Raw genomic sequence first — 24091 nt, 5'->3', positions numbered from 1 at the left:
CACGATCTCCGGGGGCCCGCGCCCCGAGTGGAGGACCACCGAAGTGACCTACGTGATCGCCGAGCCCTGCGTCGACCTGCTCGACAAGGCGTGTATCGAGGAATGCCCGGTGGACTGCATCTACGAGGGCGGCCGGATGCTCTACATCCACCCCGACGAGTGCGTCGACTGCGGTGCGTGCGAGCCGGTCTGCCCCGTGGAGGCCATCTACTACGAGGACGACGTGCCCGAGCAGTGGGCCGCCTACACCAAGGCGAACGTCGACTTCTTCGACGAGCTGGGCTCGCCCGGCGGTGCCTCCAAGGTCGGCAAGGTCGACCACGACGTGGAGCCCGCGAAGAGCCTGCCCCCGCAGGAACACGACGAGTGACCAGGCTGGACCTTCCCGACTTCCCGTGGGACTCGCTGGTCCCCGCGCGTGAGCGGGCCGGCGGGCACCCCGGCGGCATCGTCGACCTGTCCGTCGGCACCCCGGTCGACGGCGTCCCCGGCCTGCTGCGCGATGCGCTGGCCGGCCCGGCCGCCGCGGAGCCGGGCTACCCGACGACGCACGGCCCGGCTCCGCTGCGCGAGGCGATCGCGGCCTCGCTGCAGCGGCGCTTCGGGGTGACCGGCGTCGATCCGGCCGCCGTCCTGCCGACCATCGGTTCCAAGGAGCTGGTGGCCTGGCTGCCGACGCTGCTCGGGCTCGGGTCCGGCGACACCGTCGTCATCCCGGAGCTGGCGTACCCGACCTACGAGGTCGGGGCCCGGCTGGCGGGGGCCGAGCACATCCGGTCGGACGGGCTGACCGCGGCCGGTCCGGCGCGGGTGCGGCTGGTGTGGCTGAACTCGCCGTCCAACCCGACCGGACGGGTGCTGCCCGTCGAGCACCTGCGCAAGGTGGTTGCCTGGGCACGCGAGCGCGGCGCCGTCGTCGCGTCCGACGAGTGCTACCTCGGACTGCCCGGCGACGCCGATCCCGCGCCACGGTCGGTGCTGCATCCCGACGTCTCGGACGGCGACCACACCGGCCTGCTGGCGGTGCACTCGCTGTCGAAGGTGTCGAACCTCGCCGGCTACCGGGCCGGGTTCGTGACCGGTGACCCGGCGCTCGTCTCGGGCCTGCTGGAGGTGCGCAAGCACGCCGGCATGATCGTGCCGCGGCCGGTGCAGGCGGCACTGCAGGCCGCCGTGTCCGACGACGCCCACGTTGCCGAGCAGGCCGCCCGCTACGACGCCCGCCGGACCCGCCTGCGGGCCGGTCTGGAGAAGGCCGGCCTGCAGATCGAGCACTCCCAGGCCGGGCTGTACCTGTGGGCCACCGATGGTGAGCAGTGCAGGACGACCGTCGACCGGCTCGCCGGGCTCGGGATCCTGGTCGCGCCGGGCGAGTTCTACGGACCGGCCGGAGCGCGTCACGTCCGGGTCGCGCTGACCGCGCCGGACGAGCGGATCGACGCCGCCGTGGAGCGGCTCGGCGGCACCTGAGCCCGTCCACCGGTGTCCGCACGTCCCCGCTGGGGGGCTGCTGCGGGCCGGTGCGCCGGGTCCTGGTCCAGCGAGGCGAAGGAGCCTGATGTCGTCCCCGGCGAGCCCGTCGCCCGCGCTGCGAACGGTCCGGCCCGCGCTGGTCCTGCTCGGGGTGCTGGCGGTGGCGGTGAACCTGCGTGCCGCGCTGGCCGGCTATCCGCCGCTGCTGGAGACGATCCGGGCCGATCTCGGCGTCGGCTCCGGTGTGGCCGGCCTGGTCCAGGCCGGTTCGGTGCTGATGATGTCGGCCGGATCGTTCGGTGCGGCGGCGCTGACCGCCCGCATCGGGCGGGAGCGGCTGCTCGGGATCGCCGTGGCGACGATCGCGCTCGGCAGCGCGCTGCGGTCGGTCGCCGCGTTGCCCGCCCTCGTCGGCGGCAGCGTGCTGGTCGGGCTGGGGATCGGCATCGCCGGTGCCCAGCTGACCGGGGTGGTGAAGGAGCACCTCGCCGACCGGGCCGGTGCGGTGACCGGCGCCTACGTCGTCGCGATGATGGTGGGGGCGACGGTCGCGTCCGCGGTCGCGGTCCCGTTGGCGGTGCTGCTCGGCGGCTGGTCGCTCTCGCTGGCCCTGTGGACCGTCCCGGCGCTGCTGGCCCTCACCGTGTGGCTGCCGGTCGCCGCCCGGATCGGCCGGTCCCGGCCCGTGACCCCCGGTTCCGTGACCGCCGGTTCGGCGACTGCCGGTTCGGTGACCGCCGGTTCCGGGCCGGCTGGTGCCGGGACGCCGGAGGTGCGCACCTGGCGGGACCCGTTTGCCCGCTGGACCGCCTGTTACCTCGCCGGTTCGTCGACCGCGTTCTACGGCTGGCTGACCTGGCTGTCGCCGTACTACGAGTCGCAGGGCTGGAGCCCGCAGGCGGCGGGTCTGCTCCTGGCGGTCTGGAGCGTCGCGCAGATCCCGGTCGCGCTGCTGGTGCCCGCGGCGGCGGAACGACGGCGGCGCTGGCGGTTCTGGGCCTCGTTGTCCGTGCTGAGCACCGTCGCCGGGACTGCCGGGGCCCTGCTGGCGCCGGCGCCGGAGACGGCCCTGCCGTGGCTGTGGACGGTGCTGATCGGCTTCGGTGTCGGGTCCGGTCTCCCGCTGGGGCTGACCGTGATCGCCTGGCGGACCCCGACCCCGGCCCGGAGCGCGGGGATCAGCGGGTTCGCGATGGGGATCGGCTACCTCGCGGCCGGCCTCGGCCCCCTGGTGATGGGCCTGCTCATCGACGTGGGCGGCTTCGGACCGGCCATCGGCCTGCTCGTCGCGGCCGGGCTGGTCCAGGGGATCGCCGTCGCCCGGATCGGCGATCGCCCGGCGTAGCGGGAACGGCGCAGCTCAGAGCCGGTCGGCCCGCGCGGAGAGCGACTCCCACGCCTCCCACCAGCAGCCGCGGAGCTGCTCGGCGCGCGCCCGCTCACGTTCCACGAGCCGGCCACCGACGAAGACCTCGTGGGCGTCCGGGGAGTCGCCCAGCTCGTCGAGCAGCGCACGGATGCGGTGCTCGGCGACGCAGGCGTCCTGATGGTCGCCGAGGACCTCCTGCAGGCCCTCCGCGGCCTTGAGCATCTTCCGGACCCGCTTGGCGTCCGAGGTGCGCTTGCCCTTCGACGTGCGCATCGCCGGTTCGACGAGCTCGCCGGTGTAGCGCAGCCGCTTCGTCCGGATCCGCAGGTCGTGCAGGATCATCTCCGGCGGGTTCGGCCCGGCCCGGCGCACCGCCCTGGTCAGCTTGCGGGTCTCGGTCCGGACCAGGTCGATCAGCGCCGGTCGCGACCCGTCGTCGGGCGGCTCCGGCAGCGGCGCCGACACCGCCTCGACGAGACGGCGGCGCAGCGCGGCGTGCCGGTCGGCGTCGAGCTCGTCGAGCATCTCCGACCGCGCTCCGATCCGGTCGGCCTCCAGCACCGACACCAGGCGTTGCCCGGCGGCCTGCTCGGCGGGCGGCAGCGTCGCCACCGCACCGCGCAGCCGTTCGATCATCACGTCGAGATCGCGGACGGGGCCCAGCGCCCGGCCGAGCCTGCCCAGCTCTGCACGCAGCTCGTCGGCCCAGGCGCCGTCGAGGAGCGGCCGCGCGGACTTCAGCGCGGCGCGTATCCGCCGGACGGCGACCCGCATCTGGTGCAGCTCCTCGGGATCGGAACCGTCCCGGACGCCCGGTTCGTGGTGCAGCATCGCGCGCAGTCGCTTGTCCAGCAGCGCCCGCACGTGGTTCACCGCCGGCTCCCCGGGGCCGGCCGCCAACGGCTCACCGAGATCCGCGGCGCCGTACAGGTTCGAGGGAGGCTGCGGGGCCCCGTCCATGCTCACGGCCTAGTTGGCGTGCAGCGCGGCGTTGAGGGCGATGCCGTCGCCGGTGCGCGGCAGCGCCTCGACCGCACCGGTCACGGAGTTCCGGCGGAACAGCACCCCGTCCCGCCCGGACAGGGTGTGCGCGGCGGCCGTCGTCCCGTCGGGAAGCGTCACCTTCGTTCCGGCGGTGACGTAGAGGCCGGCCTCGACCACGCAGTAGTCGCCCAGCGAGATCCCGAGGCCCGCGTTGGCGCCGAGCAGGCAGCGCCGCCCGATCGAGATGACCTCCTTGCCGCCGCCGGACAGGGTGCCCATGACCGAGGCGGACCCGCCGAGGTCGGATCCGTCGCCGACGACGACGCCGGCCGAGATCCGCCCCTCCACCATCGAGGTGCCCAGGGTGCCGGCGTTGAAGTTGACGAACCCCTCGTGCATCACGGTCGTGCCCTCGGCCAGGTGCGCTCCCAGCCGGACGCGGTCGGCGTCACCGATGCGGACACCGGAGGGCACCACGTAGTCGACCATCCGCGGGAACTTGTCGACGTGGCTGACGGTCACCGGGCCGCGTGCCCGCAGCTTCGCGCGGGTCAGCTCGAAACCGGCGACCGGGCACGGTCCGTGGTTGGTCCAGACGACGTTGGCGAGGAGGCCGAACTGGCCCTCCAGGTTCACCTGGTGCGGCTGGACGAGACGGTGGCTGAGCAGGTGCAGGCGCAGGTAGACGTCGGCGGCGTCGGCGGGAGCGTCGGCCAGTGACGCGATCTCGGTGCGGACGACCTCGGAGCGCACCCCGCGCAGCTCGTCGGAGGTGACGAGCGCGGCGAGATCGTCAGCGGGATCGGTCACCTCGGTCCCGGCGAGCGCCGGGGCCGGGTACCACACGTCCAGGACGGTGCCATCGGTCGTGACGGTGGCCAGGCCGGTGCCGGAAGCGCCTTCGCGGCGGTACTCGGTACTCACGGACCACGAACCTACCGGTCCGGTGACGGTCGCGGCGCGCCGCCGTGGGTGCGCCCGGCCACCCTCGTGCCCGCCACCTGAGCGCTCGCGATGCGGGCGGCCGCGTCGAGGTAGCGATGGACCCGCTCGACGGTGAACGGCGGCGGAACCGGCGGTGGGATCCGCCCGCACTGTTCGCACCGAGCCTGCAGCTGGATCCACCGCTCGATCGTGGGCGGCGGATCCGCCCACTGGTAGTCCTTCACCCGGACCTCCCAGACGCTGCGACGGCGCATCACGTCGCGCATCGTCCGATCCCGCCGGAACGTCTCCGGTGGCCGGGCGAAGCCGTAGCGGTCGGCCCACCACTCGCCGGGCTCCGGATCGAGGATGACGTCGAGATGGGACGGGAAACGCCGGCCTGCGCCGTCGCGGAGCTCGTCGCCGGGCGGATCCTCCATCGGCGTGACCCGCCGGTTCTCCTCGTCGACCGCGACCAGCCGAATGCCGCCGACGGCGAGAATGGCCGCGAGCGTGGTGAGGGCGGGGACCAGCGACCGGCTCTCGATCCGGCCGATCGTGGCCGGTGACAGGCCCGTGCGCTCCGCCAGCTCCCGCTGGGAGAGATCGGCCCGGCGCCGCACCGCGCGCACGATCCCGGAGACGTCGGGCACCGGCCCGACCGGGGTGGGGGGTCGCGGATCCTCGGGTGGACGATCGTCGTCCGCCGGCCTGTTCATGCCTCGATCGTGAGCGGGATCCGGCCCGACGGACCGGCGATCTCCGTGCCTGTGGATCGTTCGACCCCCTGTGGGCAACTGCCTGCCCGGCCGCCGGTACGGGCGCGCCCTGCCGGGCGGCACAGGACGGGAGGTGGGTGGGGGGGTGTGTCCCGCTTTGCTCTGCTCACCCGGCCGGGGTCGGTGCGCGAGCGGAGCGGTGGCGCCCGGCCACCACCGAGCCGACCGGCCGAGCCGGGAGGCAGGCGCCGGCCCGTATCCGGGGCAGGTGGCGATGGGGCCGCGGCCTACGGCGGTGGCCCGCGGTACGCGGCACCGCGACGCGCACAGGCGGTAGCCCCCGGCAGGGCTCCGGGCCGGTGTGGAGCCGGCGGAGAGCCGAGGTGAGCAGAGCAAAGCGACACAGAGGGTCCCCACCCCTGGGCCCCGGCCGCCGGTCCGGCCCCGCTCCACGGACGCCTTCGGGTCCGGAGCGCGGTCGGCGGCGGGAGACCTCCGCGGGGTCGGTACCGTCGTCGCGGTGACGAGCACGATCCCCGCCCTGGACCTGACCGCCGATCCGGTCGCGCTGACCGCGGCGATGGTCGACGTCGCGAGCGTGTCCGGCGAGGAACAGCAGCTCGCCGACCTGCTCGAGCGGGCCCTGCGGGACCAGGCCCCGCATCTGGAGGTGCTGCGGTCCGGGAACGCGGTCCTGGCGCGCACCCGGCTCGGCCGGCCGCACCGGGTGCTGCTCGCGGGCCACCTCGACACGGTGCCGATCGCGGACAACGTGCCGTCCCGGCGGTCCGGCGGGATCGTGCACGGCTGCGGCACCTCGGACATGAAGGCAGGCGACGCCGTCTTCGCCCATGTCGCGGCGACGTTGCCCGAGCCGCGGCACGACGTCACCTACGTCTTCTACGACTGCGAGGAGATCGAGGCCGAGCGCAACGGGCTCGGCCGGATCGAGCGGGAGCACCGCGAGTGGCTCGACGCCGATCTCGCGATCCTCGGCGAGCCGACCGACGGCGCGCTGGAGGCCGGATGCCAGGGCACACTGCGGGTCGAGCTCCGCACCGGCGGCCGGCGCGCACATTCGGCGCGCTCCTGGCTCGGTGACAACGCGATCCATCGGGCCGGGGAGATCCTCTCCCGGCTGGCGTCGTACCAGGCCCGCGACGTCGACATCGACGGCTGCCGGTACCGCGAGGGCCTGCAGGCCGTCCGGATCTCCGGCGGGGTCGCGGGCAACGTCGTCCCCGACGAGTGCACCGTCACCGTGAACTTCCGGTTCGCGCCCGACCGGTCCGCGGACCAGGCCGTCGAGCACGTCCGTGAGGTGTTCGACGGCTTCCCGCTGACCGTCACCGATCTCTCGCCGGGTGCACTGCCGGGACTGTCGGCGCCGGCCGCAGCCGAGTTCGTCGAGGTCAGTGGCGCCGTGCCGCGTGCGAAGTACGGCTGGACCGACGTGTCGCGCTTCGCCGCGCTGGGGATCCCGGCCGTCAACTACGGCCCGGGCGACCCGAACCTCGCGCACACCCGCGACGAGCACGTCGCCGAGGCCGCGATCACGGCCTGCACGGCCGTGCTGCGGCGGTATCTCGCGCCCTGAGCCATCCGGCCGATCGGCCGTCCGGACCCCGGAATACCGTGCTCCGCATGGCCGACCAGAACGCCGACCCCCAGAGGCTGCCGGAGAAGCAGCGCGGCCCCGTGGTGCTCCGCCGCAGCCGCAGCATCGAGCCCACGACCACCGACCAGCGGCTGCTCGACTCGCGGGGCCCGGCGGACTGGGTGCACACCGACCCGTGGCGGGTGCTGCGGATCCAGGCCGAGTTCGTCGAGGGCTTCGGCATGCTCGCCGAGCTGCCGCGCGCCGCGACCGTGTTCGGTTCGGCGCGGACGCCGCCCGGTTCGGCCGAGTACGAGCTGGGACGTGAGCTCGGCGCCCGGCTCGCAGGAGCCGGGTTCGCGGTGATCACCGGGGGCGGACCGGGTGCGATGGAGGCCGCCAACCGCGGGGCCTCCGAGGCCGGCGGGCTGTCGGTCGGCCTGGGGATCGAGCTGCCTTTCGAGCAGGGCCTCAACCCCTGGGTCGATCTCGGGATCAACTTCCGGTACTTCTTCGCGCGCAAGACGATGTTCGTGAAGTACTCGCAGGCGTTCGTCTGCCTGCCCGGCGGGTTCGGCACCCTGGACGAGCTGTTCGAGGCCCTCGTGCTGGTCCAGACGAAGAAGGTCACGAAGTTCCCGGTCGTCCTGCTCGGCACCGAGTACTGGGGCGGCCTCTACGACTGGATCGCGACGACCGTCCAGCGTGACGGCAAGATCTCGCCGCGGGATCTCGACCTGCTGCACGTCACCGACGACATCGACGACGCCGTCGACGTGGTGAACGAGGCGTACCACGCCTGGGAGGAGACGCACTGATGGACGGCGGCGAACGGGGTTTCGCGGTCTGCGTCTACTGCGCCAGCTCGGACGGCGTCGCCGCGCAGCACCTCGATCTCGCCGAGGCCGTCGGCCGCGGCATCGCGGCGCGGGGGTGGACGCTGGTCTCCGGGGGCGGCCGGAAGTCGATGATGGGCGCGGTCGCGGCCGGTGCGCGCGCCGCGGGCGGTCGCACCGTCGGGATCATCCCGCGGTCGATGGTCGAGCGGGAGTGGGCCGACCACGACAGCGACGAGCTCGTCATCACCGGCAGCATGCGGGAACGCAAGCAGCTGATGGAGGAACGATCCGACGCATTCCTCGCACTGCCCGGCGGCATCGGCACCTGTGAGGAGCTGTTCGAGGTGTGGTCCTCGGCGGTGCTCGGACTGCACGGGAAGCCCGTCGTGCTGCTCGATCCGGGTGGGCACTGGGACGGACTGCTCACCTGGGTCGCCAGTCTCGCCGCGGGCGGCTTCACCTCGTCGGCGCCGATGGAGCGGTTGCGGGTCGTGCGTGGTGGCGGCGGATCCGGCGCGGACCCGGGCTCGGCGGCCGTCGCGGTGTCCGTGGCCGACCCGGTCGAGGAGGCGCTCGCGGCCTGCGCCCGTCCCGTCAGCTAGGGCGTGTCTCCTAAAGCGCGGAGCCAGGTGACGATCGCCTTCAGGACGGCGCCGCCGCGGAAGGTCAGCGCGAGCTTGTCGTAACGGGTGGCCAGCCCGCGCCACTGCTTGACGTGGCAGAACCCGCGTTCGACGACGTTGCGATTGCGGTAATCGGCGCGGTCGAACGCGGGCGGGCGGCCGCCGCGTGCCCCTCGCCGTTTGCGGTGTCCTTGCTGGTCGGCGGGCTCGGGAATGACGGCGACGATCCGCCGCTCGCGTAGATGGCGGCGGATCGCGCGCGAGGAGTAGGCCTTGTCAGCGCGCAGTCGTTCCGGCCGTGTTCGGGGACGTCCCGGGCCCGCTCGCGCGATGCTCAGATGCGCCATCAGGTGCGGGAACATCGGCGAGTCCCCGCCTTGGCCCGGTCCGAGCAGGACCACCAGCGGCCGGCCGTGACCATCGACGAGCTGGTGGATCTTCGTCGACAGCCCGCCGCGAGACCGACCCAAGGCGTGATCGCCGGGCTCGGCGAGCAGATTCGTGTAATTCGATCCTGCCCCCTGTGTCGCGGGCCAGGGTCGCGGCGTGTTGGTGGGCGCGGAGGATCGTGGAGTCCACACTGACCGCCCAGTCCACGATCCCGGCGGTGTCGGCGTCGGTCAGCAGAGCCGCGAGAACGTGGTCCCAGGTGCCATCGCCGGAGTAGCGGCGGTGCCGCTTCCACAACGTCTGCCACGGCCCGAACTCGGACGGGACATCCCGCCAGGCCAGGCCGCACCGGTATCGGTAGATGATGCCCTCGAGTACTCGACGGTTGTCTCGAAACGGGCGCCCGCGACGACCCTCCGACGAGGGCAGGAGCGGGGCCAGCCGGGCCCACTGAACGTCGGTCAGGACCGCAGTGCGCGACACCGCTACAGCATCGCGCACCCCGACCCACCTATTTCGGAGACACGCCCTAGTCGTTCGGCCGCCCGGCGCGCGGTGGCGAACGGCCCAGCGGGGCGGGATGTCGGTATCGCCGGCACGTGATGAGATGGCGCCATGGGGACCGCGCTGGTGTACGTGCTCGTCCTCGCGGTCGTGGCGGGGCTGGTGTTCGTGCTGGCCGCCGCGGTGTTCGGCCGTGGCGAGGAGCTCGCCCCGCTCGCCCCGGACGCGACGCCGACGAGATTGCCCGCCCGCGAGGTGTCCGGCGCCGACGTGCGTGACCTGCGGTTCCAGCAGGTCCTGCGCGGGTACCGGATGGCCGAGGTCGACTGGGCGCTGGACCGGCTGGCGGGGGAGCTGGACCGGATCCGGGTCGAGCGGCACGAGCTGGCCGAGCGGGTCGTCCGGCTGGAGGCGACGATCGCGCGGATGCGCGCCGAGGAGGGTCCGGATGACGGGAACCGGCCGGAACAGTGAGCAGAGCAGTACCGGTGAGCAGAGCAGAGCGGCGGAGCTGACCGTCACCGTCGACGTGAACGTCCCCGCCGACCTGCTCTGGGAGGTCGTCTCCGATCTCGAGGGCCAGTCCGACTGGATGCTCGCCACCACCGTCGAGGTCGTCGCCGGCGACGGCCGCTCGGTGGGCACCGAGCTGCGCGCCGTCACCGGGTTCGGCCCGCTGGGCGTCGCCGACACGATGCGCGTCACCGGGTGGACCGAGCCACCGGCGGGCGAACCGGGTGTCCGGCGGATCGTCGTCACCCACACCGGCAGGCTGATCCGTGGCGACGGGATCTTCGCCGTCGAGGAGCTCGGTCCGCGGCGCAGCCGGTTCCTGTGGACCGAGCTGCTCGACCTGCCGCTGGGGGCGCTCGGCCGGACCGGCTGGCCGGTGGTGCGCCCGGCACTGCGGGCCGGCGTCGCCCGGTCGCTGCGCACGATGGCCGAACGCACCGAGGACCGCTACCGGGCGGGCCGGTGACCGGGCCGACGACCGGGCCGACGACCGGGCCGGACGGTCGCGGCCGCTGCGACTGGGCGCTCTCCGCGCCCGACTACGTCGCCTACCACGACGACGAGTGGGGCAAGCCGGTGCACGGCACCGCCGCGTGGTTCGAGCGGATGACGCTGGAGGGCTTCCAGTCCGGGCTGTCCTGGATCGTCATCCTGCGCAAGCGTCCGGCGTTCCGCGAGGTGTTCGCCGGGTTCGACCCGGAGCGGGTGGCGCGCTTCGGCGACGACGACGTGGCCCGGCTGCTCACCGACGCCCGGATCGTCCGGAACCGGCAGAAGATCGAGGCGACGGTGTCGAACGCCCGCGCGGTGCTCGACCTGATCGACGCCGGTGACGATCTCGGCGGGTTCCTGGCGTCGTTCGCACCCGATCCGGCGACCCGGCCCCGGCCGGCGACCCTCGCCGACGTCCCGGCGAGCACGCCCGGATCCACCGCGCTGTCGCGGGCGCTGAAGAAGCGCGGGTTCCGGTTCGTCGGGCCGACCACCTGCTACGCACTCATGCAGGCGACCGGACTGGTCGACGATCACGTGGCGTACTGCTGGCGGGCCGGCGGCGGCGCGGAGCCCTCCGGGCGGCCCGGATGAGCTGACCGGAACGTCGCCGGGCCGTTGCGCTGCGTCGATGCCGGATCGGCTCCGGACGGCCGCCGCCGCGCCGTGATCGCCTCGGTTGCACCCCGGCACCGGTGATGAGGGACAATGGTGTTCCCGCCGCGGCGCGTGCCCCGAACGCGTCGACGCGGGACGACAGTGTGTGTGGACCTTGACGGAGGACGGACGAATGGCCGCGATGAAGCCCCGCACCGGCGACGGGCCCCTGGAAGTGACCAAGGAGGGCCGGGGCATCGTGATGCGCGTCCCGCTCGAGGGTGGTGGCCGCCTGGTGGTCGAGATGACCCCCGACGAGGCCGCCGACCTCAGCGAGGCGCTGAAGGCGACCGTCGGCTGACCCCCTCCGGGTGGCGGCACCGTGCGCGGTGCCGCCACCCGCCCGTCACACCACGCTCTCGTAGACGTCCAGCGTCTGCCGGGCCATCTCGGCCCAGGCGAAGTCGCCGACCGCGCGCTCCCGCCCGCGCTCTCCCATCCGGGCCGCCCGTTCCGGGTCCGCGACGAGCTCGTTCACCCGGTCCGCGACCGCGGTCTCGAAGGCCGCGGTGTCGCCCGCGTCGTAGTGCGCCAGCAGTCCCGTCTCGCCGTCCGCGACGACCTCCGGGATGCCCCCGACGTCCGAGGCGACCACGGCCGTCCCGCAGGCCATCGCCTCCAGGTTGACGATGCCGAGCGGCTCGTACACCGACGGGCACACGAACACCGTTGCGGCGGACAGCAGCTGGCGGACCTCGGTGGTGCGCAGCATCCGCTGGATCCACACCACCCCGGACCGGGACGCCGACAGCTCGGCCACCGCCCGTTCGGTCTCGGCGGCGATCTCCGGCGTGTCCGGTGCGCCGGCGCACAGCACGACCTGGGCCGACGGGTCGAACCGGTGCGCGGCGGCGATCAGGTGGGCGAGCCCCTTCTGCCGGGTGATCCGCCCGACGAACACCACGCTCGGCCGGTCCGGGTCGATCCCGTTCTCGACGAGCGCGTCGCGGGCCGGGTCGGGCCGGTAGAACTCGGTGTCGATCCCGTTGTGCACCACATGCACCAGCTCGGGGTCGATCGCCGGGTAGGCGGCCAGCACGTCGCGGCGCATGCCGTGCGAGACGGCGATGACGGCGTCCGCGGCCTCGTAGGCGGTCCGCTCGACCCAGGACGACAGCCGGTACCCGCCGCCCAGCTGCTCGGCCTTCCACGGCCGCAGCGGCTCCAGCGAGTGCGCCGTGACCACGTGCGGGCGGCCGTGCAGCAGCCCGCCGAGGTGCCCGGCCATGTTCGCGTACCAGGTGTGCGAGTGCAGGATGTCGCAGCGTTCCAGCTCGGCCGCCATCGACAGGTCCACCCCGAGCGTGGACAGCGCCGCGTTCGCCCCGTCCGGCAGCGGCGGCGCGGAGTGGGTGCGGGCGTCCGGCGGGGCGTCGCTCCCCGGCTCGGCGAAGCAGTGCACGTCGACGTCGACGAGCTCCCGCAGGGCGGGTACGAGGTGTCCGACATGGACCCCGGCACCGCCGTAGACGGCAGGGGGGTACTCACGGGTGAGGAGGCCGACGCGCACGGCGGCTGACCGTACGGGATCCGGGCCGGGCGTCGCGAGCAGTGATCGAGTGCTCCCCGGCCCGCGGCCGCAGGGCGCGCCGGACGTATGGCCCCTTCACCGTGCGGGCACTAGGGTTCACCCCATGCGACCGACGTCGTCCGGACGGCTGCCCGGCAGGGTCTTGGGAATCGTGCTGGCGGGTGGCGAGGGCAAGCGTCTGTGGCCGCTCACCGCGGACCGTGCGAAGCCGGCCGTCCCGTTCGGCGGGAACTACCGGCTGATCGACTTCGTGCTGTCGAACCTGGTCAACGCCGGTATGGACCGGCTGTGCGTGCTGACCCAGTACAAGTCGCACTCGCTGGACCGGCACATCTCGACGACCTGGCGGCTGTCCAGCGTCCTCGACCAGTACATCACCACCGTCCCGGCCCAGCAGCGGCTCGGCCGCCGCTGGTACACCGGCAGCGCCGACGCGATCTTCCAGAGCCTCAATCTCGTCTACGACGACGAGCCCGAGTACATCGCGGTGTTCGGCGCGGACCACGTCTACCGGATGGACCCGGCGCAGATGATCGCCGAGCACGCCGAGTCCGGTGCCGGGGTCACGGTCGCCGGGATCCGGGTGCCGCGGGCCGAGGCGAAGGCGTTCGGCTGCATCGCCTCCGACGAGACCGGGCGGATCACCGAGTTCCTGGAGAAGCCGTCCGACCCGCCGCACGTGCCGGACGACCCGGACGTGACGTTCGCCTCGATGGGAAACTACGTCTTCACCACCCAGGCCCTGCTCGACGCGCTGCGGGCCGATGCCTCGAACGCGGACTCCGACCACGACATGGGCGGCGACATCATCCCGGCGCTGGTCGAGCGCGGCGAGGCGAACGTCTACGACTTCGCCGACAACATCGTCCCGGGCGCGACCGACCGGGACGCCGGCTACTGGCGCGACGTCGGGACGATCGACGCGTACTACGACGCGCACACCGATCTCGTCTCGGTGCACCCGATCTTCAACCTGTACAACGCGCGCTGGCCGATCCGCAGCGCGACGCCGGCGCTGCCGCCCGCGAAGTTCGTCGAGGGCGGGATCGCCCAGGACTCGGTGGTCGGCGCCGGGACGATCATCTCGGGGGCGATCGTCCGGCGGTCGGTGATCAGCCCGAACGTGAGCGTCCAGGGCGGCGCCGAGGTCTCGGACTCGGTGGTGCTCCCGGGGGCCCGGATCGGCCGCGGCGCGGTGGTGCGCCGGGCGATCCTGGACAAGAACGTCGTCGTCCCGGACGGTGCGCTGATCGGCGTCGACATGAACCTGGACCGCAGCCGCTACACGGTCTCCAACGGCGGCGTGGTCGTGCTCGGCAAGGGCGTCACCGCCCACTAGGCGCGGGGCCTTCCGCAGGGCGGACCGGGCTCAGCGCCGGACCGCGCACAGCATGCCGTCGGCGACCGGCAGGAGCGCCGAGAGCAGCCGCTCGTCGTCGCGGACCAGCCCGGCGGTCTCGCGCAGCGCCGCCGTGCCCGGCCCGTCGCCGCTGCCGTCGCCGGCGACCCGGCCGCCGTCGAGCACCCCCTCCAGGATGAGCACGCCACCGGGCCGCAGCAGCCGGATCGCCTCCGCGAGGTAGCCCGGGTACTCACCGGGGACGGCGTCGGCGACGACCAGGTCGTACCCGCCGTCGGTGAGCCGGGGGAGCACGTCCAGCGCCATCCCGTTGATCAGCCGCAGCCGGCCCGGCCCGTACCCGGCGTCCAGGAACGTGCGGCGGGCCGATCGTTGCAGTTCCGGATCGACGTCGATGGTGGTCAGCACGCCGTCGCCGGCCATGCCGCGCAGCAGGTACAGCCCGCTGACCCCGGCCCCGGTCCCGACCTCGACGACCGCCCGCGCGGAGATCGTCGCGGCCAGCACGGACAGCGCCGCACCGCCGGCCGGGCTGATCGGGTGCGCCCCGGCGGTGGCGCCGAGCGAGCGCGCGGCGCCGAGCGCGTCGTCCTCGGCGAGGTAGCCCTCGGCGTACGCGGTCGCGCCCGCGGGTGTGCTCATGGCGCAAGATTATCGGTGCGACCCCGCGGGCGAGATTTCACAGACTTCTCTCAGACGGGTTTCACATCTTCCTCATCGGGCGAGGGCACTCTGTATCGCAACGAACGACACCGCGCTGGTCGCACGCATCCGTCGCACGGACACGGACGGGATCGTGTGAGCTCGCCACACCGGAGGTGCCCCGCCCCGATGCCCGCTCCTCGTGATCACGACGACGCCCCGGTCCGGGACGCCGCCGACGGCACCCGCCCCGGCGAGGGTGCCGACTGGACCCCGCCCAGCTGGGACGAGGTCGTCCGGGAGCACGCCGACCGTGTCTACCGTCTCGCCTACCGGCTGTCCGGCAACCAGCACGACGCCGAGGACCTCACCCAGGAGACGTTCATCCGGGTGTTCCGGTCGCTGGCGTCCTACAAGCCGGGGACGTTCGAGGGGTGGCTGCACCGCATCACCACGAACCTCTTCCTCGACATGGTCCGCCGCCGCGCCCGGCTGCGGATGGAGGGGCTGCCCGACGACACCGACCGGCTCCCCGGTGGCGGCCCCGAGCCGGAGACGGTGTTCGCGATCAATCACCTGGACCCGCACCTGCAGGCCGCGCTCGACGAGCTGCCGCCGGACTTCCGGGTCGCGGTCGTCCTGTGCGACGTCGAGGGACTGTCCTACGAGGAGATCGGCGCGACGCTCGGGGTGAAGCTCGGCACCGTCCGCAGCCGGATCCACCGTGGGCGGACGGCGCTGCGGGCGTCGCTGGAGCGCCACCGGGCAGCCGACGCGGAGCCTGCGGAGCGGCGCACCGGAACCGACATGCAGGAGGCGGTGGCACCCGACCGCGGCCCGGTGGCAGAGTTGGTGCCGTGACCGATCGGCGGCGTTTCCAGGTCGTCCCCCCGAACTGGGGGGAGGCCCACCTGACGCTGGAGGCCGTCGTCGCCTACGTGGACGACGAGCTGGCCTCCGGTCCGCACGAGCGGGCCACCCGGCATCTGCAGCGGTGCGCCGACTGTGCGGCCGAGGTCGCGGAGCAGCGGCGGGCCCGGTCCGCGCTGCGCGGTGCGGACGCGCCGACCCTGCCGCCGTCGTTGATGAGTGCGTTGCGGTCGATCCCGCAGGACACCGAGCTGCCCCCGCCGCCGGCCGGGCTGTCGCTCACCCCCGAGGGCGAGCTGGTGGCGGTCCTGCGTCCGGCGCCGCTGGCCGAGCCGCCGCGCCGGTCCAGCCGTTCCCGGCGGGTGAAGCTGGGTACCGGCGCCGCCGTCTCCGGGATCGCGCTCGGCGCGCTGGCCTTCGGGATGCCCGCGACGACGACCTCGGCGCCGGCCCCCGGCCAGGGTGGACAGGGCCCGGCGACGGCCGCGGTGGCCCGGTTCGCGACCACCCCCACGCAGGCGCCGCGGCAGCGTTCGGCGTCGGCGAAGCCCGCTCCGGGCGGCTCCGGCGCGCCGGAGGTGACCGGTGTCACGCGTGCTCCGGATCCCGGGGCGCCGATGCGGAACGCGGGCCTGCCCCCGTCCGGCTGAGGCCGGACCCGGGCAGGTACCCGAAACAGGAACTTCACCGGCTGACCGGCAGGCTGGTCCGGTGCCGACCGTGATGGACCGCCGATGAGCGAGACCCCGGACCCCGGTCCGTCCGGAGGCCCCGGGGCGCCGGTCGGCGACGGGTCGGCCCCGCCACGGCTGGAGCCGAGGCCGCTGGAGCGGCCGGACCCCGATCCGGCGGACCGCGCGGCGTTCGGCAGACCGGACGGTGTCGGGTCGTCGTTCGCGCCGCCTGCGCACGCCGTCCCGAACGGGTCGGTCCCGGTCGCGCCGCCGCCGACCGCGGCCGTCGCCCGCGCGTTCGGCAGGCCGGACGGTGGTGGGACCGGTCTGCAGCGGCCGCCGTCGGGTGCGGCGCCCGGCACGCCCGGCGGCGATGGTGAGCAGAGCAAGGACGCGTTCTGGCCCGGTGGCTCCGCCGACGACCCGTGGCGCAACCCCGGTGCGCCGGTGGTCGCCGCGCCCCCGCACGGCGACGCCGATCCGGAACCGGCCCCGGACCACCCGGACGGGCCCCGGCTGAGTGTGCGCGAGGTGCTGTTCGGCGACCGCGTCCAGCCGCGGGCGCTGGCGCTGCTCGGCGTGCTGGCGCTCGGCATCGGTGCGATCGGGGGGCTCGCCGGGCACTGGACGGCGTCCGGGGCGAGCGCGCTGACCAGCCCGGGCGCGGTGCTCGCGACCGCCGAGGAGGCGAAGGAGCGCCCGCCCGGCTCGGTGCCGGACGTCGCGGCCCGGGTGCTGCCGTCGGTCGTCTCGCTGGAGGTGACGGTCGGCAACCAGGCGGGCAACGGTTCCGGGGTGGTCATCGACCCGGACGGCTACGTGCTCACCAACGACCACGTCGTCGCCCCTGCCACCGGGCCCGGCGAGGGCTCGATCGAGGCGGTCTTCTCCGACGGGTCCCGGGTCCCGGCGGCCGTCGTCGGCACCGACCCGCTGACCGACCTGGCGGTGCTCCGGGTCCCGGTCGCGAACCCGACGGTGGCCGCGATCGGCCGTTCGTCGGAGCTCGCGGTCGGTGACGCGGTGATCGCGATCGGCTCGCCGTTCGGGCTGGCGGGCACCGTCACCACCGGCATCGTGTCGGCGGTGGACCGGCCGCTGCGGCTCGATCCGGAGGGCAGCGCCGGGGACGCGGTGATCGACGCCGTGCAGACCGACGCCGCGATCAACCCGGGCAACTCGGGCGGCCCGCTGGTCGACGCGACCGGCGCCGTCGTCGGGATCAACACCGCGATCCGCAGTGCCGGGACCGAGGCCGGCGGACAGGGCGGGTCGATCGGGCTGGGTTTCGCGGTGCCGATCGACGACGCCCGGACGATCGCCGAGGAGCTGATCCGCACCGGCCGGGTCGCGCACGCCGATCTGGGGGTGAACGCGCGCTCGGTCACCGACGGCGCCACCGACGGCGCCCAGGTCCAGAACGTCACCGCCGGCGGACCGGCGTCGGCGGCCGGACTGCTCGAGGGGGACGTCGTCGTGCGGGTGGGTGGACGCTCGATCGCCGGGGCCGACGAGCTCGTCGTCGCGGTGCGGGAGCACGCGCCGGGGGAGCAGGTGCCGATCGAGCTGGTGCGTCAGGGCAGGCCGCTCACGGTGACGGCGACGCTCGGCGAGCGCTGATCCCGGGCGACGTCCCGGCGCTGATCACCGGCCTGCGCACCCGGCACACAGCCGGTGTCCGTACCCTGGTGGGGTGTTCGAGAACATCGGCATGTGGGAGATCCTCATCCTGGTGGTCGCGGGGTTGTTCATCCTCGGCCCGGAGCGGCTCCCCGAGGCTGCCCGCTGGCTGGGCAGCGCCGTGCGCCAGGTCAAGGAGTACGCCACCGGTGCCCAGGACCATCTGAAGCGTGAGCTCGGCCCGGAGTTCGACAAGATCCAGCAGCCGCTGAACGACCTGCGCAGCCTGCGGTCGTTCAACCCGCGGACCGCGATCACCCGCAGCCTGTTCTCCGACGACGAGCCGGTGAAGCGCAACGGGCACAGCCCCGGCGCCCGCGGCACGGCCGGCGGGCTCGGCGCCGCCGCCGCGGGTGGTGCGGCGGCCGCCGCGGCGGGAGGCGCCGCGACGTCCGGGAGCACCGCACCCGGCAGCACGTCCGGTGCCAGCACGTCCGGTGGCACGGCGTCCCAGAGTTCTGCGTCCGGCGGCACGACCGCGGCCGGCACCCCGCAGACCGGCACGACGGCCACCGCACCGGCCGGACCGGTCCCGCAGCAGCCACTCGCGGCGGACGAGCGTCCCCCGGTCGATCCCGACGCCACCTAGGCACGCCGCTCCGCCGACCAGCACGGCCGACCAGCACGGCCGACCAGTTCGGCCGACCCCGCACGGCCGACCGGCACGTGACCCGGTGCGCGGACCCGCGGGCCCGCACACCGGGTGCCGGATCAGCCCAGCAGCGGCGGGCGCCGGAGGTGGTGGTCGGTCGCCTGCTGGTACGCGTGCGCGGCGGCGAGCACCGTCGCGTCGGCGTGCCGCGGCCCGACCACCTGCAGCCCGACCGGCAGCCCGGCCGAGGTGAACCCGCACGGCACGCTGGTCGCCGGCTGCTGGGTCATGTTGAACGGGTAGGTGAACGGCGTCCAGGACGTCCAGCGCGGGTCCGGCCAGCCCTCCGGGACCTCCCGGCCGCCCTCGAACGCGGTGATCGGCAGCGTCGGGGTGAGCAGCAGGTCGTACTCGTCGTGGAAGGCGCTCATCAGGGTGCCGAGCTCGTTGCGGACGGCCATCGCACCCAGGTAGTCGAGCGCCGTCACCGACGTGCCCTGCTCGGCGATCTCGACCAGCGCCGGGTCCATCCGTTCGCGGGCCCGGGCGTCGATCGGCTCGAGGGACTTCGCCGCCGCCGCGAACCACAGGGTGTGGAACGGCTCGACCGGATCGGCGAACCCGGGATCGGCGCTCTGCACGGTCGCCCCCAGCGAGCTGAAGACCTCGACCGCGGCGGCGACCAGTGCGGCGACCTCGGGATCGACGTCGACGAACCCGAGGGTCGGGGAGAAGGCGATCCGCAGTCCCTGCGCGCCGCCGGCGAGCCGGTCGACGGCGGACTCGCGGGGCACGTCGAGCACCCACGGGTCGCGGGTGTCGGGACGGGCGACGACGTCGAACAGCAGGGCCGCGTCGGCGACGGTGCGGGTCATCGGGCCGACGTTGGCGAGCGTGCCGAACGCCGAGCCGGGGTAGTGCGCGATCCGGCCGTAGGTGGGCTTGTGCGCGACGGTCCCGGTGAACGCGGCCGGGATGCGGACCGAGCCGCCGGCGTCGGTGCCCAGCGACAGCGGGCCCATGCCCAGCCCGACCGCGGAGGCGCTCCCGCCGGACGAGCCGCCCGCGGTGCGCGACGGGTCCCACGGGTTGGTGGTGACGCCGGTCAGCGGCGAGTCGGTCACGCCCTTCCAGGCCAGCTCCGGGGTGGTGTTCTTGCCGAGCAACACCGCCCCGGCCTCCCGGACCCTGGCCACCGGCGGGCCGTCCACCTCGGACGGCCCCTCGGACGGGGTGGTGGTCGAGCCGCGCCGGGTCGGCCAGCCGATGGTGAGCAGCATGTCCTTGATCGAGGTGGGGACGCCGTCGAGCGGGCCGATCGGCTCGCCGGCCTGCCAGCGCGCCTCGGAGTCCTTCGCCGCCGCCAGCGCCGAGTCGGCGTCGACGAGGCAGAACGCGTTCACCGCGCCGTCGTGCTCCTCGATCCGCTCCAGCGCGTCCCGGGTCGCCTGCACCGGGGAGATCTCCCCGCTGCGGTAACCGGCCAGCAGCTCGGTCGCGCTGAGGTCCGCCGTGCCGGTCGTGTCCCCGGTGGTGGCCCTGTCCCTGCTCACTGACGTCACGCCCTTCCCCCGGAGGAGCTCACGTACCCACGTTCCTTGTCCACCACGTTGCGCAGCTCCCGGCCCGTCCGGTAGCGCTCCAGATTGTCCACGAACAGCTCGACGAGCATGTCCTTCCAGCCGACGACGTCGCCGGACATGTGCGGGGAGATCAGCACGTTCTCCATCGTCCACAGCGGCGAGTCGGCGGGCAGCGGCTCGACCTCGAACACGTCCAGCGCGGCCCCGGCGATCCGGCCCGATGCGAGCGCGGCGGTGAGGTCGTCCTGCACCACGAGCGGCCCCCGGCCGATGTTGATCACGCGGGCGCGCTCCGGGAGCAGCGCGATCGTCCCGCTGTGCAGCATGCCGCGGGTCGCGCCGGTGAGCGGCGCCGCCAGCACCAGGAAGTCGGAGTCCGGGAGCAGGCCGGGGAGCTCGTCGAAGGCGTGCACGCCGTCCGCGGCCCGCCGGCCGACCAGCCGCACGTCGAGCCCGGCGGCGGCGAGCAGCTGCGCGATCGCCTGCCCGATCGGCCCGCTGCCGACGACGGTGGCGATCCGGCCCGCGATCGTCTCGGTCTCCCGGTGCCGCCAGGTCCGGTCCCGCTGCAGGGCGAGCGACCGGGCGGTGTCCTTCGCGAACGCCAGCACGGCGCCGAGCACGAACTCGGCGATCGGCCGGTCGAAGACGCCACGCGAGTTGGTGAGGGTGAGCGGGGCCGCGAGCAGCTCCGGGAAGGCGACCCGGTCGACGCCGGCGCTGGCGGTGTGCACCCAGCGCAGGGACCGTGCCAGGTCGTCGTGCCACACCTCCTTGACGGCATCGGAGGTGAAGTCCCAGGTCAGCAGCACGTCGCTGCCGGGGAGGGCGCCGGCCAGCTCGTCGGCGTCGGCGGCGAACCGGAGACGTGCGTCACCCGCGCGGGCCTCCAGCCCGGGCGGGGTCTCGCCGGCGTGCAGCACGGCAACGGTAATGGGGTCCTGACCAGCGGAAACCGGCAAAGCAAGATCCTGTCGGTGGTGAGGTCGGGCGGCGTTGACACGCTAGGAAGCGCACCTACGATTGTCAACAATCCGCCGATTCGGTGGAGGTCTCCCCGCACCCACGATCGTTCCTGGGGGAACCGTGACCAAGCTGATCAGGATCGAGCTCGCGAAGCGCGGCGTCGCCTGCACCGCGGAGCTGCTGGAGAAGGACGCGCCGCGGACGGCGGCCGCCGTCTGGGAGTCGCTCGCCGGCGGCCCGGTGGGTGGCGACGCGCAGCACGCCAAGTACGCGCGCAACGAGGTCTACACGATCGTCCCGCGGTTCGGGCCGCGGATCGGGCAGGAGAACCCGACGGTCACCCCGATCCCGGGTGACGTGTGCTACTTCGACTTCCACGGCGGCATGCTCGACGCGTCGTTCAAGGACGACCAGGGCATCGACGCCGAGGCGGGCGGCATCGATCTCGCGATCTTCTACGGACGCAACAACCTGCTGCTCAACGGCGACGTCGGCTGGGTCCCGGGCAACGTCTTCGCCACCATCGTGGACGGCCTGGACGCGATGGCGACGGCCTGCCACGACGTGTGGCGCTCGGGCAGCGTCGGTGAGCGGCTCGTCTACTCGCGGATCGGGTGACCCTTGCGGGCCCCGGGGCCTCTGTAGGATTGTCGACAACATGAGCACGGTCGGAATCCTGTATCCCGGTCACTCGGCCGAGGACGACTACCCGCGCGCCGAGAAGCGGCTGGACGACGGCAGCCTGCTCCCGCTGGTGCACACCGAGATGAAGGTCGACGCGCACCGGCCGGACGCGCTGCTCGACATCGGCGGTGACGAGGTGCTGGCCGACGGCGCCCGGCGGGTCGCGGCCGAGGCGGGGCCGTTGGACGCGATCGTCTGGGCCTGCACGTCGGGCAGCTTCATCTTCGGTCCGGAGGGTGCCGCGCGTCAGGTCGCGGCGCTGGAGGGTGTCGCCGGGGTGCCGGCGTCGAGCACGTCGTTCGCGTTCGTGGACGCCTGCCGACGGCTCGGGATCTCGACCGTCGCGCTCGGCGCGACCTACCCGCCCGACGTGGCGGACGCGTTCGTCGCCTTCCTCGCCCATCACGGCATCACGGTGCTGACCGTCTCGGCGCGCGACATCATCACCGCCGCCGAGGTCGGGACGCTGCCCGCGCAGACCGTGCTGGACTTCGTCTCGGCGGTCTCGGCGGACGCCCTGGAGGCCGACGCGGTGCTGCTGCCCGACACCGCGCTGCACACCGTCGAGCTGCTCGACGCGCTCGACACCCGGGTGGGCAAGCCGGTGCTGACGGCGAACCAGGTCAGCATCTGGCAGGGCCTGCGCCTGGCCGGTGCCGACATCGTCCGCCCCGGCCTGGGGACGCTGTTCCGGAAGGGATGACACGGTGAGCATCGAGGTCCCGGAACTGGAGCCGGTCAGCAGGCGGTCCACCGCGGAGATCGTCGCGGACCGGATCCGCACGGCGATCATGCGCGGCACCTTCGCGCCCGGGGCCCAGCTCGGCGAGGTGGACCTCGCCGGGCGGCTCGGGGTGAGCCGCGGCCCGCTGCGCGAGGCGATGCAACGCCTGGTCGCGGAGGGACTGCTGCGCAGCGAGCGGCATCGCGGGCTGTTCGTGCGCGAGCTCGGCCCGGACGACGTGCGGGACGTCTACCTGGCCCGGACCGCCGTCGAGCGGGCGGCCGCGCTGCAGGTGCTGGCCGCGGACCGGGCCGCCGCCGTCGTCGCGCTGGAGATCCCGCTGGGCGCGATGCGGGCGGCCGCGGCTGCCGGGGACGCGGTGGGGCTGGCCGACGCCGACCACGACTTCCATGCCGCGCTGGTCGCCGCGTCCGGCAGTCCCCGGCTGCGCCGGATGACCGACGGGCTCCTGGTGGAGACCCGGATGTGCCTGGCCGCGTTCCAGCAGACTGCGCCGCCGGCCCCCGATCTCGTCGCCGAGCACGAGCTGCTGCGGGACGCGCTGCGCGACGGCCGGACCGAGCTGCTGCTCGACCGGCTGGCCGCACACATGGACGACGCCGTCGCACGGATCCTGGCCGCGATGCCCGGCGCCGCCTGACCGGCGTGTTCTGCGTGTGAGCCCGCGCGCTCGGCACGCCGCAGGAGCGTTGTCCTACGTAAGGTGACGGCGTGTGACGGGTGTGTTCGAGGGGTTCCTGGTCATCGGCGTGGTCGTCGGTGTCGGATACGTCCTCGGGCGCTACCACCTGCTCGGCGACCAGGGTTCCCGGGTGCTGGCCCGCGCCGCGTTCTTCGTCGGGACGCCCGCGCTGCTGTTCACCACGCTGGCCCGGGCCGACATCGCCGCGGTCTTCTCGTCGGGCCTCCTGGTGACGGCGGTGACCAGCTCGCTGGCCTGCTTGCTCTTCGTGCCGGTGGCGCTGCTGCGCCGCCGGCCGGCCGGCGAGACCGTCGTCGGGTCGATGGCGTCGGGCTATGTCAACGCCGGCAACCTCGGCATCCCGATCGCGACCTACGTGCTCGGCGATCCCGCGGCCGTCGCACCGGTGCTGCTGTTTCAGCTCGCGGTGCTGACGCCGCTGTTCACGACGCTGCTCGACGTCCTGCCCGGCGACGGCCGGGGCGAGCGGCCGGGCCCGCTCCGCGTCGCACTCGCGCCGCTGCGGAACCCGATCGCGATCGCCACCGCCGCCGGCCTCACGGTCTCCGGGACCGGGGTGCAGCTGCCGGAGCCGGTGATGGCGCCGGTGGAGCTGCTGGCCGCGCTCGCGGTCCCGGCGATGCTGCTGGCCTTCGGGCTGTCCCTGCACGGCGCCCGCCGCCCCGGCGTGGGCGACACCGCGCTCTCGGTGTGGACCGCCGTGCTGATCAAGAACGTGGTGCATCCGGCGATCGCCTGGGCGTTCGCCGCCGGCGTGCTCGGCCTGACCGGCCCGGCCCTGCTGGCGGTCGTCGTGCTGGCCGCGCTGCCGACCGCGCAGAACGTCTTCGGCTACGCGGTGCGCTACGAGCGCGGCATCACCCTGGCCCGGGACACCGCGCTGGCCACGACCGTCGTCGCGGTGCCGGTGCTGCTCGTCGTGGCCGCCCTGCTGAGCTGAGCGCTCCGCCGGCCCGCCCGGCCGCCCGGCCGCCCGG

The 24091-nt window shown here is 74.1% G+C and carries 26 protein-coding genes and 1 pseudogene; 19 read left to right on the top strand and 8 right to left on the bottom strand.

From position 1 onward, the window contains the following. Positions 1-43: 43 nt before the first annotated feature. The 3 genes from fdxA (at position 44) to ACVJO7_RS01795 (ending at position 2818) form a co-directional block, all read left to right on the top strand. Positions 44-370, top strand: a complete 327-nt coding sequence (gene fdxA, locus ACVJO7_RS01805; protein ID WP_344026424.1) for a ferredoxin — start codon at positions 44-46, stop codon at positions 368-370. After that, entirely contained in the window at positions 367-1470 is a 1104-nt protein-coding gene (dapC, locus tag ACVJO7_RS01800; protein WP_491671416.1) for a succinyldiaminopimelate transaminase, read from the top strand. The genes fdxA and dapC overlap by 4 nt, the downstream gene beginning before the upstream one ends. An 88-nt stretch (positions 1471-1558) precedes the next feature. After that, the gene (locus ACVJO7_RS01795) at positions 1559-2818 is read left to right on the top strand and encodes an MFS transporter (protein WP_491671415.1); all 1260 of its coding nucleotides are present in this window, start codon (positions 1559-1561) and stop codon (positions 2816-2818) included. 15 nt (positions 2819-2833) lie between these two features. Here the strand turns inward: ACVJO7_RS01795 and ACVJO7_RS01790 are convergent, their stop codons facing one another. The 3 genes from ACVJO7_RS01790 to ACVJO7_RS01780 form a co-directional block, all read right to left on the bottom strand. Beyond that, on the bottom strand, positions 2834-3715 hold the full coding sequence (locus tag ACVJO7_RS01790) for a CHAD domain-containing protein (protein WP_491671414.1): 882 nt from the start codon (positions 3713-3715) through the stop codon (positions 2834-2836). Between the two features lie 96 nt (positions 3716-3811). After that, on the bottom strand, positions 3812-4750 hold the full coding sequence (gene dapD, locus ACVJO7_RS01785; protein WP_491671413.1) for a 2,3,4,5-tetrahydropyridine-2,6-dicarboxylate N-succinyltransferase: 939 nt from the start codon (positions 4748-4750) through the stop codon (positions 3812-3814). Between the two features lie 11 nt (positions 4751-4761). Then, positions 4762-5469: a helix-turn-helix domain-containing protein gene (locus ACVJO7_RS01780; RefSeq protein ID WP_491671412.1), complete on the bottom strand. Its 708-nt coding sequence runs from the start codon at positions 5467-5469 to the stop codon at positions 4762-4764. 532 nt (positions 5470-6001) lie between these two features. Here ACVJO7_RS01780 and dapE point away from each other — a divergent pair. Genes dapE through ACVJO7_RS01765 form a run of 3 tightly spaced genes read left to right on the top strand, consistent with a single transcriptional unit; the run spans position 6002 to position 8507 of the window. Further along, positions 6002-7066 (top strand): succinyl-diaminopimelate desuccinylase, encoded by a 1065-nt coding sequence (gene dapE / locus ACVJO7_RS01775; protein WP_491671569.1) that lies wholly within the window; start codon positions 6002-6004, stop codon positions 7064-7066. Between the two features lie 47 nt (positions 7067-7113). Beyond that, positions 7114-7884 carry an LOG family protein gene (locus tag ACVJO7_RS01770; RefSeq protein WP_344026410.1) on the top strand — a complete coding sequence of 257 codons (771 nt, stop codon included), beginning with the start codon at positions 7114-7116 and terminating at the stop codon, positions 7882-7884. Beyond that, the gene (locus tag ACVJO7_RS01765) at positions 7884-8507 is read left to right on the top strand and encodes an LOG family protein (protein WP_491671411.1); all 624 of its coding nucleotides are present in this window, start codon (positions 7884-7886) and stop codon (positions 8505-8507) included. The genes ACVJO7_RS01770 and ACVJO7_RS01765 overlap by 1 nt, the downstream gene beginning before the upstream one ends. On the opposite strand, the gene ACVJO7_RS01760 is transcribed toward ACVJO7_RS01765, so the two are convergent. Continuing rightward, positions 8504-9419 (bottom strand): IS5 family transposase gene (locus ACVJO7_RS01760; RefSeq protein WP_376772685.1). Its coding sequence is split into 2 segments (ribosomal slippage): positions 8504-9008 and positions 9007-9419, totalling 918 coding nucleotides; the frame shifts between segments, so codons are not numbered across the junction. The two genes, ACVJO7_RS01765 and ACVJO7_RS01760, sit on opposite strands and share 4 nt — an antisense overlap. 114 nt (positions 9420-9533) lie before the next feature. Here ACVJO7_RS01760 and ACVJO7_RS01755 point away from each other — a divergent pair. The 4 genes from ACVJO7_RS01755 to ACVJO7_RS01740 all read left to right on the top strand — a co-directional run bounded on the left by ACVJO7_RS01755 (position 9534) and on the right by ACVJO7_RS01740 (position 11385). Continuing rightward, complete coding sequence (locus ACVJO7_RS01755) at positions 9534-9896, top strand: DivIVA domain-containing protein (RefSeq protein WP_344026406.1); 363 nt, start codon at positions 9534-9536, stop codon at positions 9894-9896. Beyond that, positions 9871-10401 carry an SRPBCC family protein gene (locus ACVJO7_RS01750; protein ID WP_491671410.1) on the top strand — a complete coding sequence of 177 codons (531 nt, stop codon included), beginning with the start codon at positions 9871-9873 and terminating at the stop codon, positions 10399-10401. Before ACVJO7_RS01755 ends, ACVJO7_RS01750 begins: the two co-directional genes overlap by 26 nt. Continuing rightward, on the top strand, positions 10398-11021 hold the full coding sequence (locus ACVJO7_RS01745; protein WP_491671409.1) for a DNA-3-methyladenine glycosylase I: 624 nt from the start codon (positions 10398-10400) through the stop codon (positions 11019-11021). Before ACVJO7_RS01750 ends, ACVJO7_RS01745 begins: the two co-directional genes overlap by 4 nt. 196 nt (positions 11022-11217) lie before the next feature. After that, entirely contained in the window at positions 11218-11385 is a 168-nt protein-coding gene (locus ACVJO7_RS01740; protein WP_344026400.1) for a DUF3117 domain-containing protein, read from the top strand. Positions 11386-11430: 45 nt separating this feature from the next. On the opposite strand, the gene glgA is transcribed toward ACVJO7_RS01740, so the two are convergent. Then, positions 11431-12594 (bottom strand): glycogen synthase, encoded by a 1164-nt coding sequence (gene glgA / locus ACVJO7_RS01735; protein WP_491671408.1) that lies wholly within the window; start codon positions 12592-12594, stop codon positions 11431-11433. Between the two features lie 124 nt (positions 12595-12718). On the opposite strand from glgA, the gene glgC reads away from it, so the two are divergent. Then, positions 12719-13954: a glucose-1-phosphate adenylyltransferase gene (glgC, locus tag ACVJO7_RS01730; protein ID WP_344026396.1), complete on the top strand. Its 1236-nt coding sequence runs from the start codon at positions 12719-12721 to the stop codon at positions 13952-13954. 30 nt (positions 13955-13984) lie between these two features. Here glgC and ACVJO7_RS01725 read toward each other — a convergent pair whose 3' ends face one another. Next, positions 13985-14617 (bottom strand): O-methyltransferase, encoded by a 633-nt coding sequence (locus ACVJO7_RS01725; RefSeq protein WP_491671407.1) that lies wholly within the window; start codon positions 14615-14617, stop codon positions 13985-13987. 189 nt (positions 14618-14806) lie between these two features. On the opposite strand from ACVJO7_RS01725, the gene sigE reads away from it, so the two are divergent. The 4 genes and pseudogenes from sigE to tatB all read left to right on the top strand — a co-directional run. Continuing rightward, positions 14807-15478, top strand: coding sequence for an RNA polymerase sigma factor SigE (gene sigE, locus ACVJO7_RS01720; protein ID WP_344026393.1), 672 nt, complete (start codon positions 14807-14809; stop codon positions 15476-15478). Further along, on the top strand, positions 15475-16137 hold the full coding sequence (locus ACVJO7_RS01715) for an anti-sigma factor family protein (RefSeq protein ID WP_491671406.1): 663 nt from the start codon (positions 15475-15477) through the stop codon (positions 16135-16137). Before sigE ends, ACVJO7_RS01715 begins: the two co-directional genes overlap by 4 nt. Positions 16138-16221: 84 nt before the next feature. Beyond that, positions 16222-17781, top strand: a complete 1560-nt coding sequence (locus ACVJO7_RS01710; RefSeq protein WP_491671405.1) for a S1C family serine protease — start codon at positions 16222-16224, stop codon at positions 17779-17781. A gap of 73 nt (positions 17782-17854) precedes the next feature. Then, positions 17855-18157, top strand: a pseudogene (tatB, locus tag ACVJO7_RS01705) (Sec-independent protein translocase protein TatB); the annotation flags it as partial. 395 nt (positions 18158-18552) lie between these two features. Here the strand turns inward: tatB and ACVJO7_RS01700 are convergent. Beyond that, entirely contained in the window at positions 18553-19986 is a 1434-nt protein-coding gene (locus ACVJO7_RS01700) for an amidase (RefSeq protein ID WP_491671404.1), read from the bottom strand. A gap of 5 nt (positions 19987-19991) precedes the next feature. Next, positions 19992-20939, bottom strand: a complete 948-nt coding sequence (locus ACVJO7_RS01695; protein ID WP_491671403.1) for a D-2-hydroxyacid dehydrogenase — start codon at positions 20937-20939, stop codon at positions 19992-19994. 163 nt (positions 20940-21102) lie between these two features. On the opposite strand from ACVJO7_RS01695, the gene ACVJO7_RS01690 reads away from it, so the two are divergent. The 4 genes from ACVJO7_RS01690 (at position 21103) to ACVJO7_RS01675 (ending at position 24054) form a co-directional block, all read left to right on the top strand. Then, positions 21103-21600, top strand: a complete 498-nt coding sequence (locus ACVJO7_RS01690; RefSeq protein WP_344026383.1) for a DUF3830 family protein — start codon at positions 21103-21105, stop codon at positions 21598-21600. Between the two features lie 40 nt (positions 21601-21640). Beyond that, the gene (locus ACVJO7_RS01685; RefSeq protein ID WP_491671402.1) at positions 21641-22369 is read left to right on the top strand and encodes a maleate cis-trans isomerase family protein; all 729 of its coding nucleotides are present in this window, start codon (positions 21641-21643) and stop codon (positions 22367-22369) included. Positions 22370-22379: 10 nt separating this feature from the next. Further along, positions 22380-23051: a GntR family transcriptional regulator gene (locus ACVJO7_RS01680; RefSeq protein WP_344026821.1), complete on the top strand. Its 672-nt coding sequence runs from the start codon at positions 22380-22382 to the stop codon at positions 23049-23051. Positions 23052-23124: 73 nt separating this feature from the next. Next, entirely contained in the window at positions 23125-24054 is a 930-nt protein-coding gene (locus ACVJO7_RS01675) for an AEC family transporter (RefSeq protein WP_491671401.1), read from the top strand. Positions 24055-24091 lie beyond the last annotated feature (37 nt).

It is taken from the genome of Pseudonocardia sp. DxW, from assembly GCF_058448985.1.
Note: the sequence above shows the minus strand (reverse complement) of the source record. Positions and strands in the feature narration are given on the sequence as shown.

What these genes read in the sequence shown, in the direction of transcription:
- ACVJO7_RS01795 (WP_491671415.1), top strand. Translation starts at nt 1,559, where the DNA reads ATGTCGTCCCCGGCGAGCCCGTCGCCCGCGCTGCGAACGGTCCGGCCC.
- ACVJO7_RS01780 (WP_491671412.1), bottom strand. Translation starts at nt 5,469, where the DNA reads ATGAACAGGCCGGCGGACGACGATCGTCCACCCGAGGATCCGCGACCC.
- ACVJO7_RS01770 (WP_344026410.1), top strand. Translation starts at nt 7,114, where the DNA reads ATGGCCGACCAGAACGCCGACCCCCAGAGGCTGCCGGAGAAGCAGCGC.
- ACVJO7_RS01765 (WP_491671411.1), top strand. Translation starts at nt 7,884, where the DNA reads ATGGACGGCGGCGAACGGGGTTTCGCGGTCTGCGTCTACTGCGCCAGC.
- ACVJO7_RS01755 (WP_344026406.1), top strand. Translation starts at nt 9,534, where the DNA reads ATGGGGACCGCGCTGGTGTACGTGCTCGTCCTCGCGGTCGTGGCGGGG.
- ACVJO7_RS01750 (WP_491671410.1), top strand. Translation starts at nt 9,871, where the DNA reads ATGACGGGAACCGGCCGGAACAGTGAGCAGAGCAGTACCGGTGAGCAG.
- ACVJO7_RS01740 (WP_344026400.1), top strand. Translation starts at nt 11,218, where the DNA reads ATGGCCGCGATGAAGCCCCGCACCGGCGACGGGCCCCTGGAAGTGACC.
- glgC (WP_344026396.1), top strand. Translation starts at nt 12,719, where the DNA reads ATGCGACCGACGTCGTCCGGACGGCTGCCCGGCAGGGTCTTGGGAATC.
- ACVJO7_RS01725 (WP_491671407.1), bottom strand. Translation starts at nt 14,617, where the DNA reads ATGAGCACACCCGCGGGCGCGACCGCGTACGCCGAGGGCTACCTCGCC.
- sigE (WP_344026393.1), top strand. Translation starts at nt 14,807, where the DNA reads ATGCCCGCTCCTCGTGATCACGACGACGCCCCGGTCCGGGACGCCGCC.
- ACVJO7_RS01710 (WP_491671405.1), top strand. Translation starts at nt 16,222, where the DNA reads ATGAGCGAGACCCCGGACCCCGGTCCGTCCGGAGGCCCCGGGGCGCCG.
- ACVJO7_RS01685 (WP_491671402.1), top strand. Translation starts at nt 21,641, where the DNA reads ATGAGCACGGTCGGAATCCTGTATCCCGGTCACTCGGCCGAGGACGAC.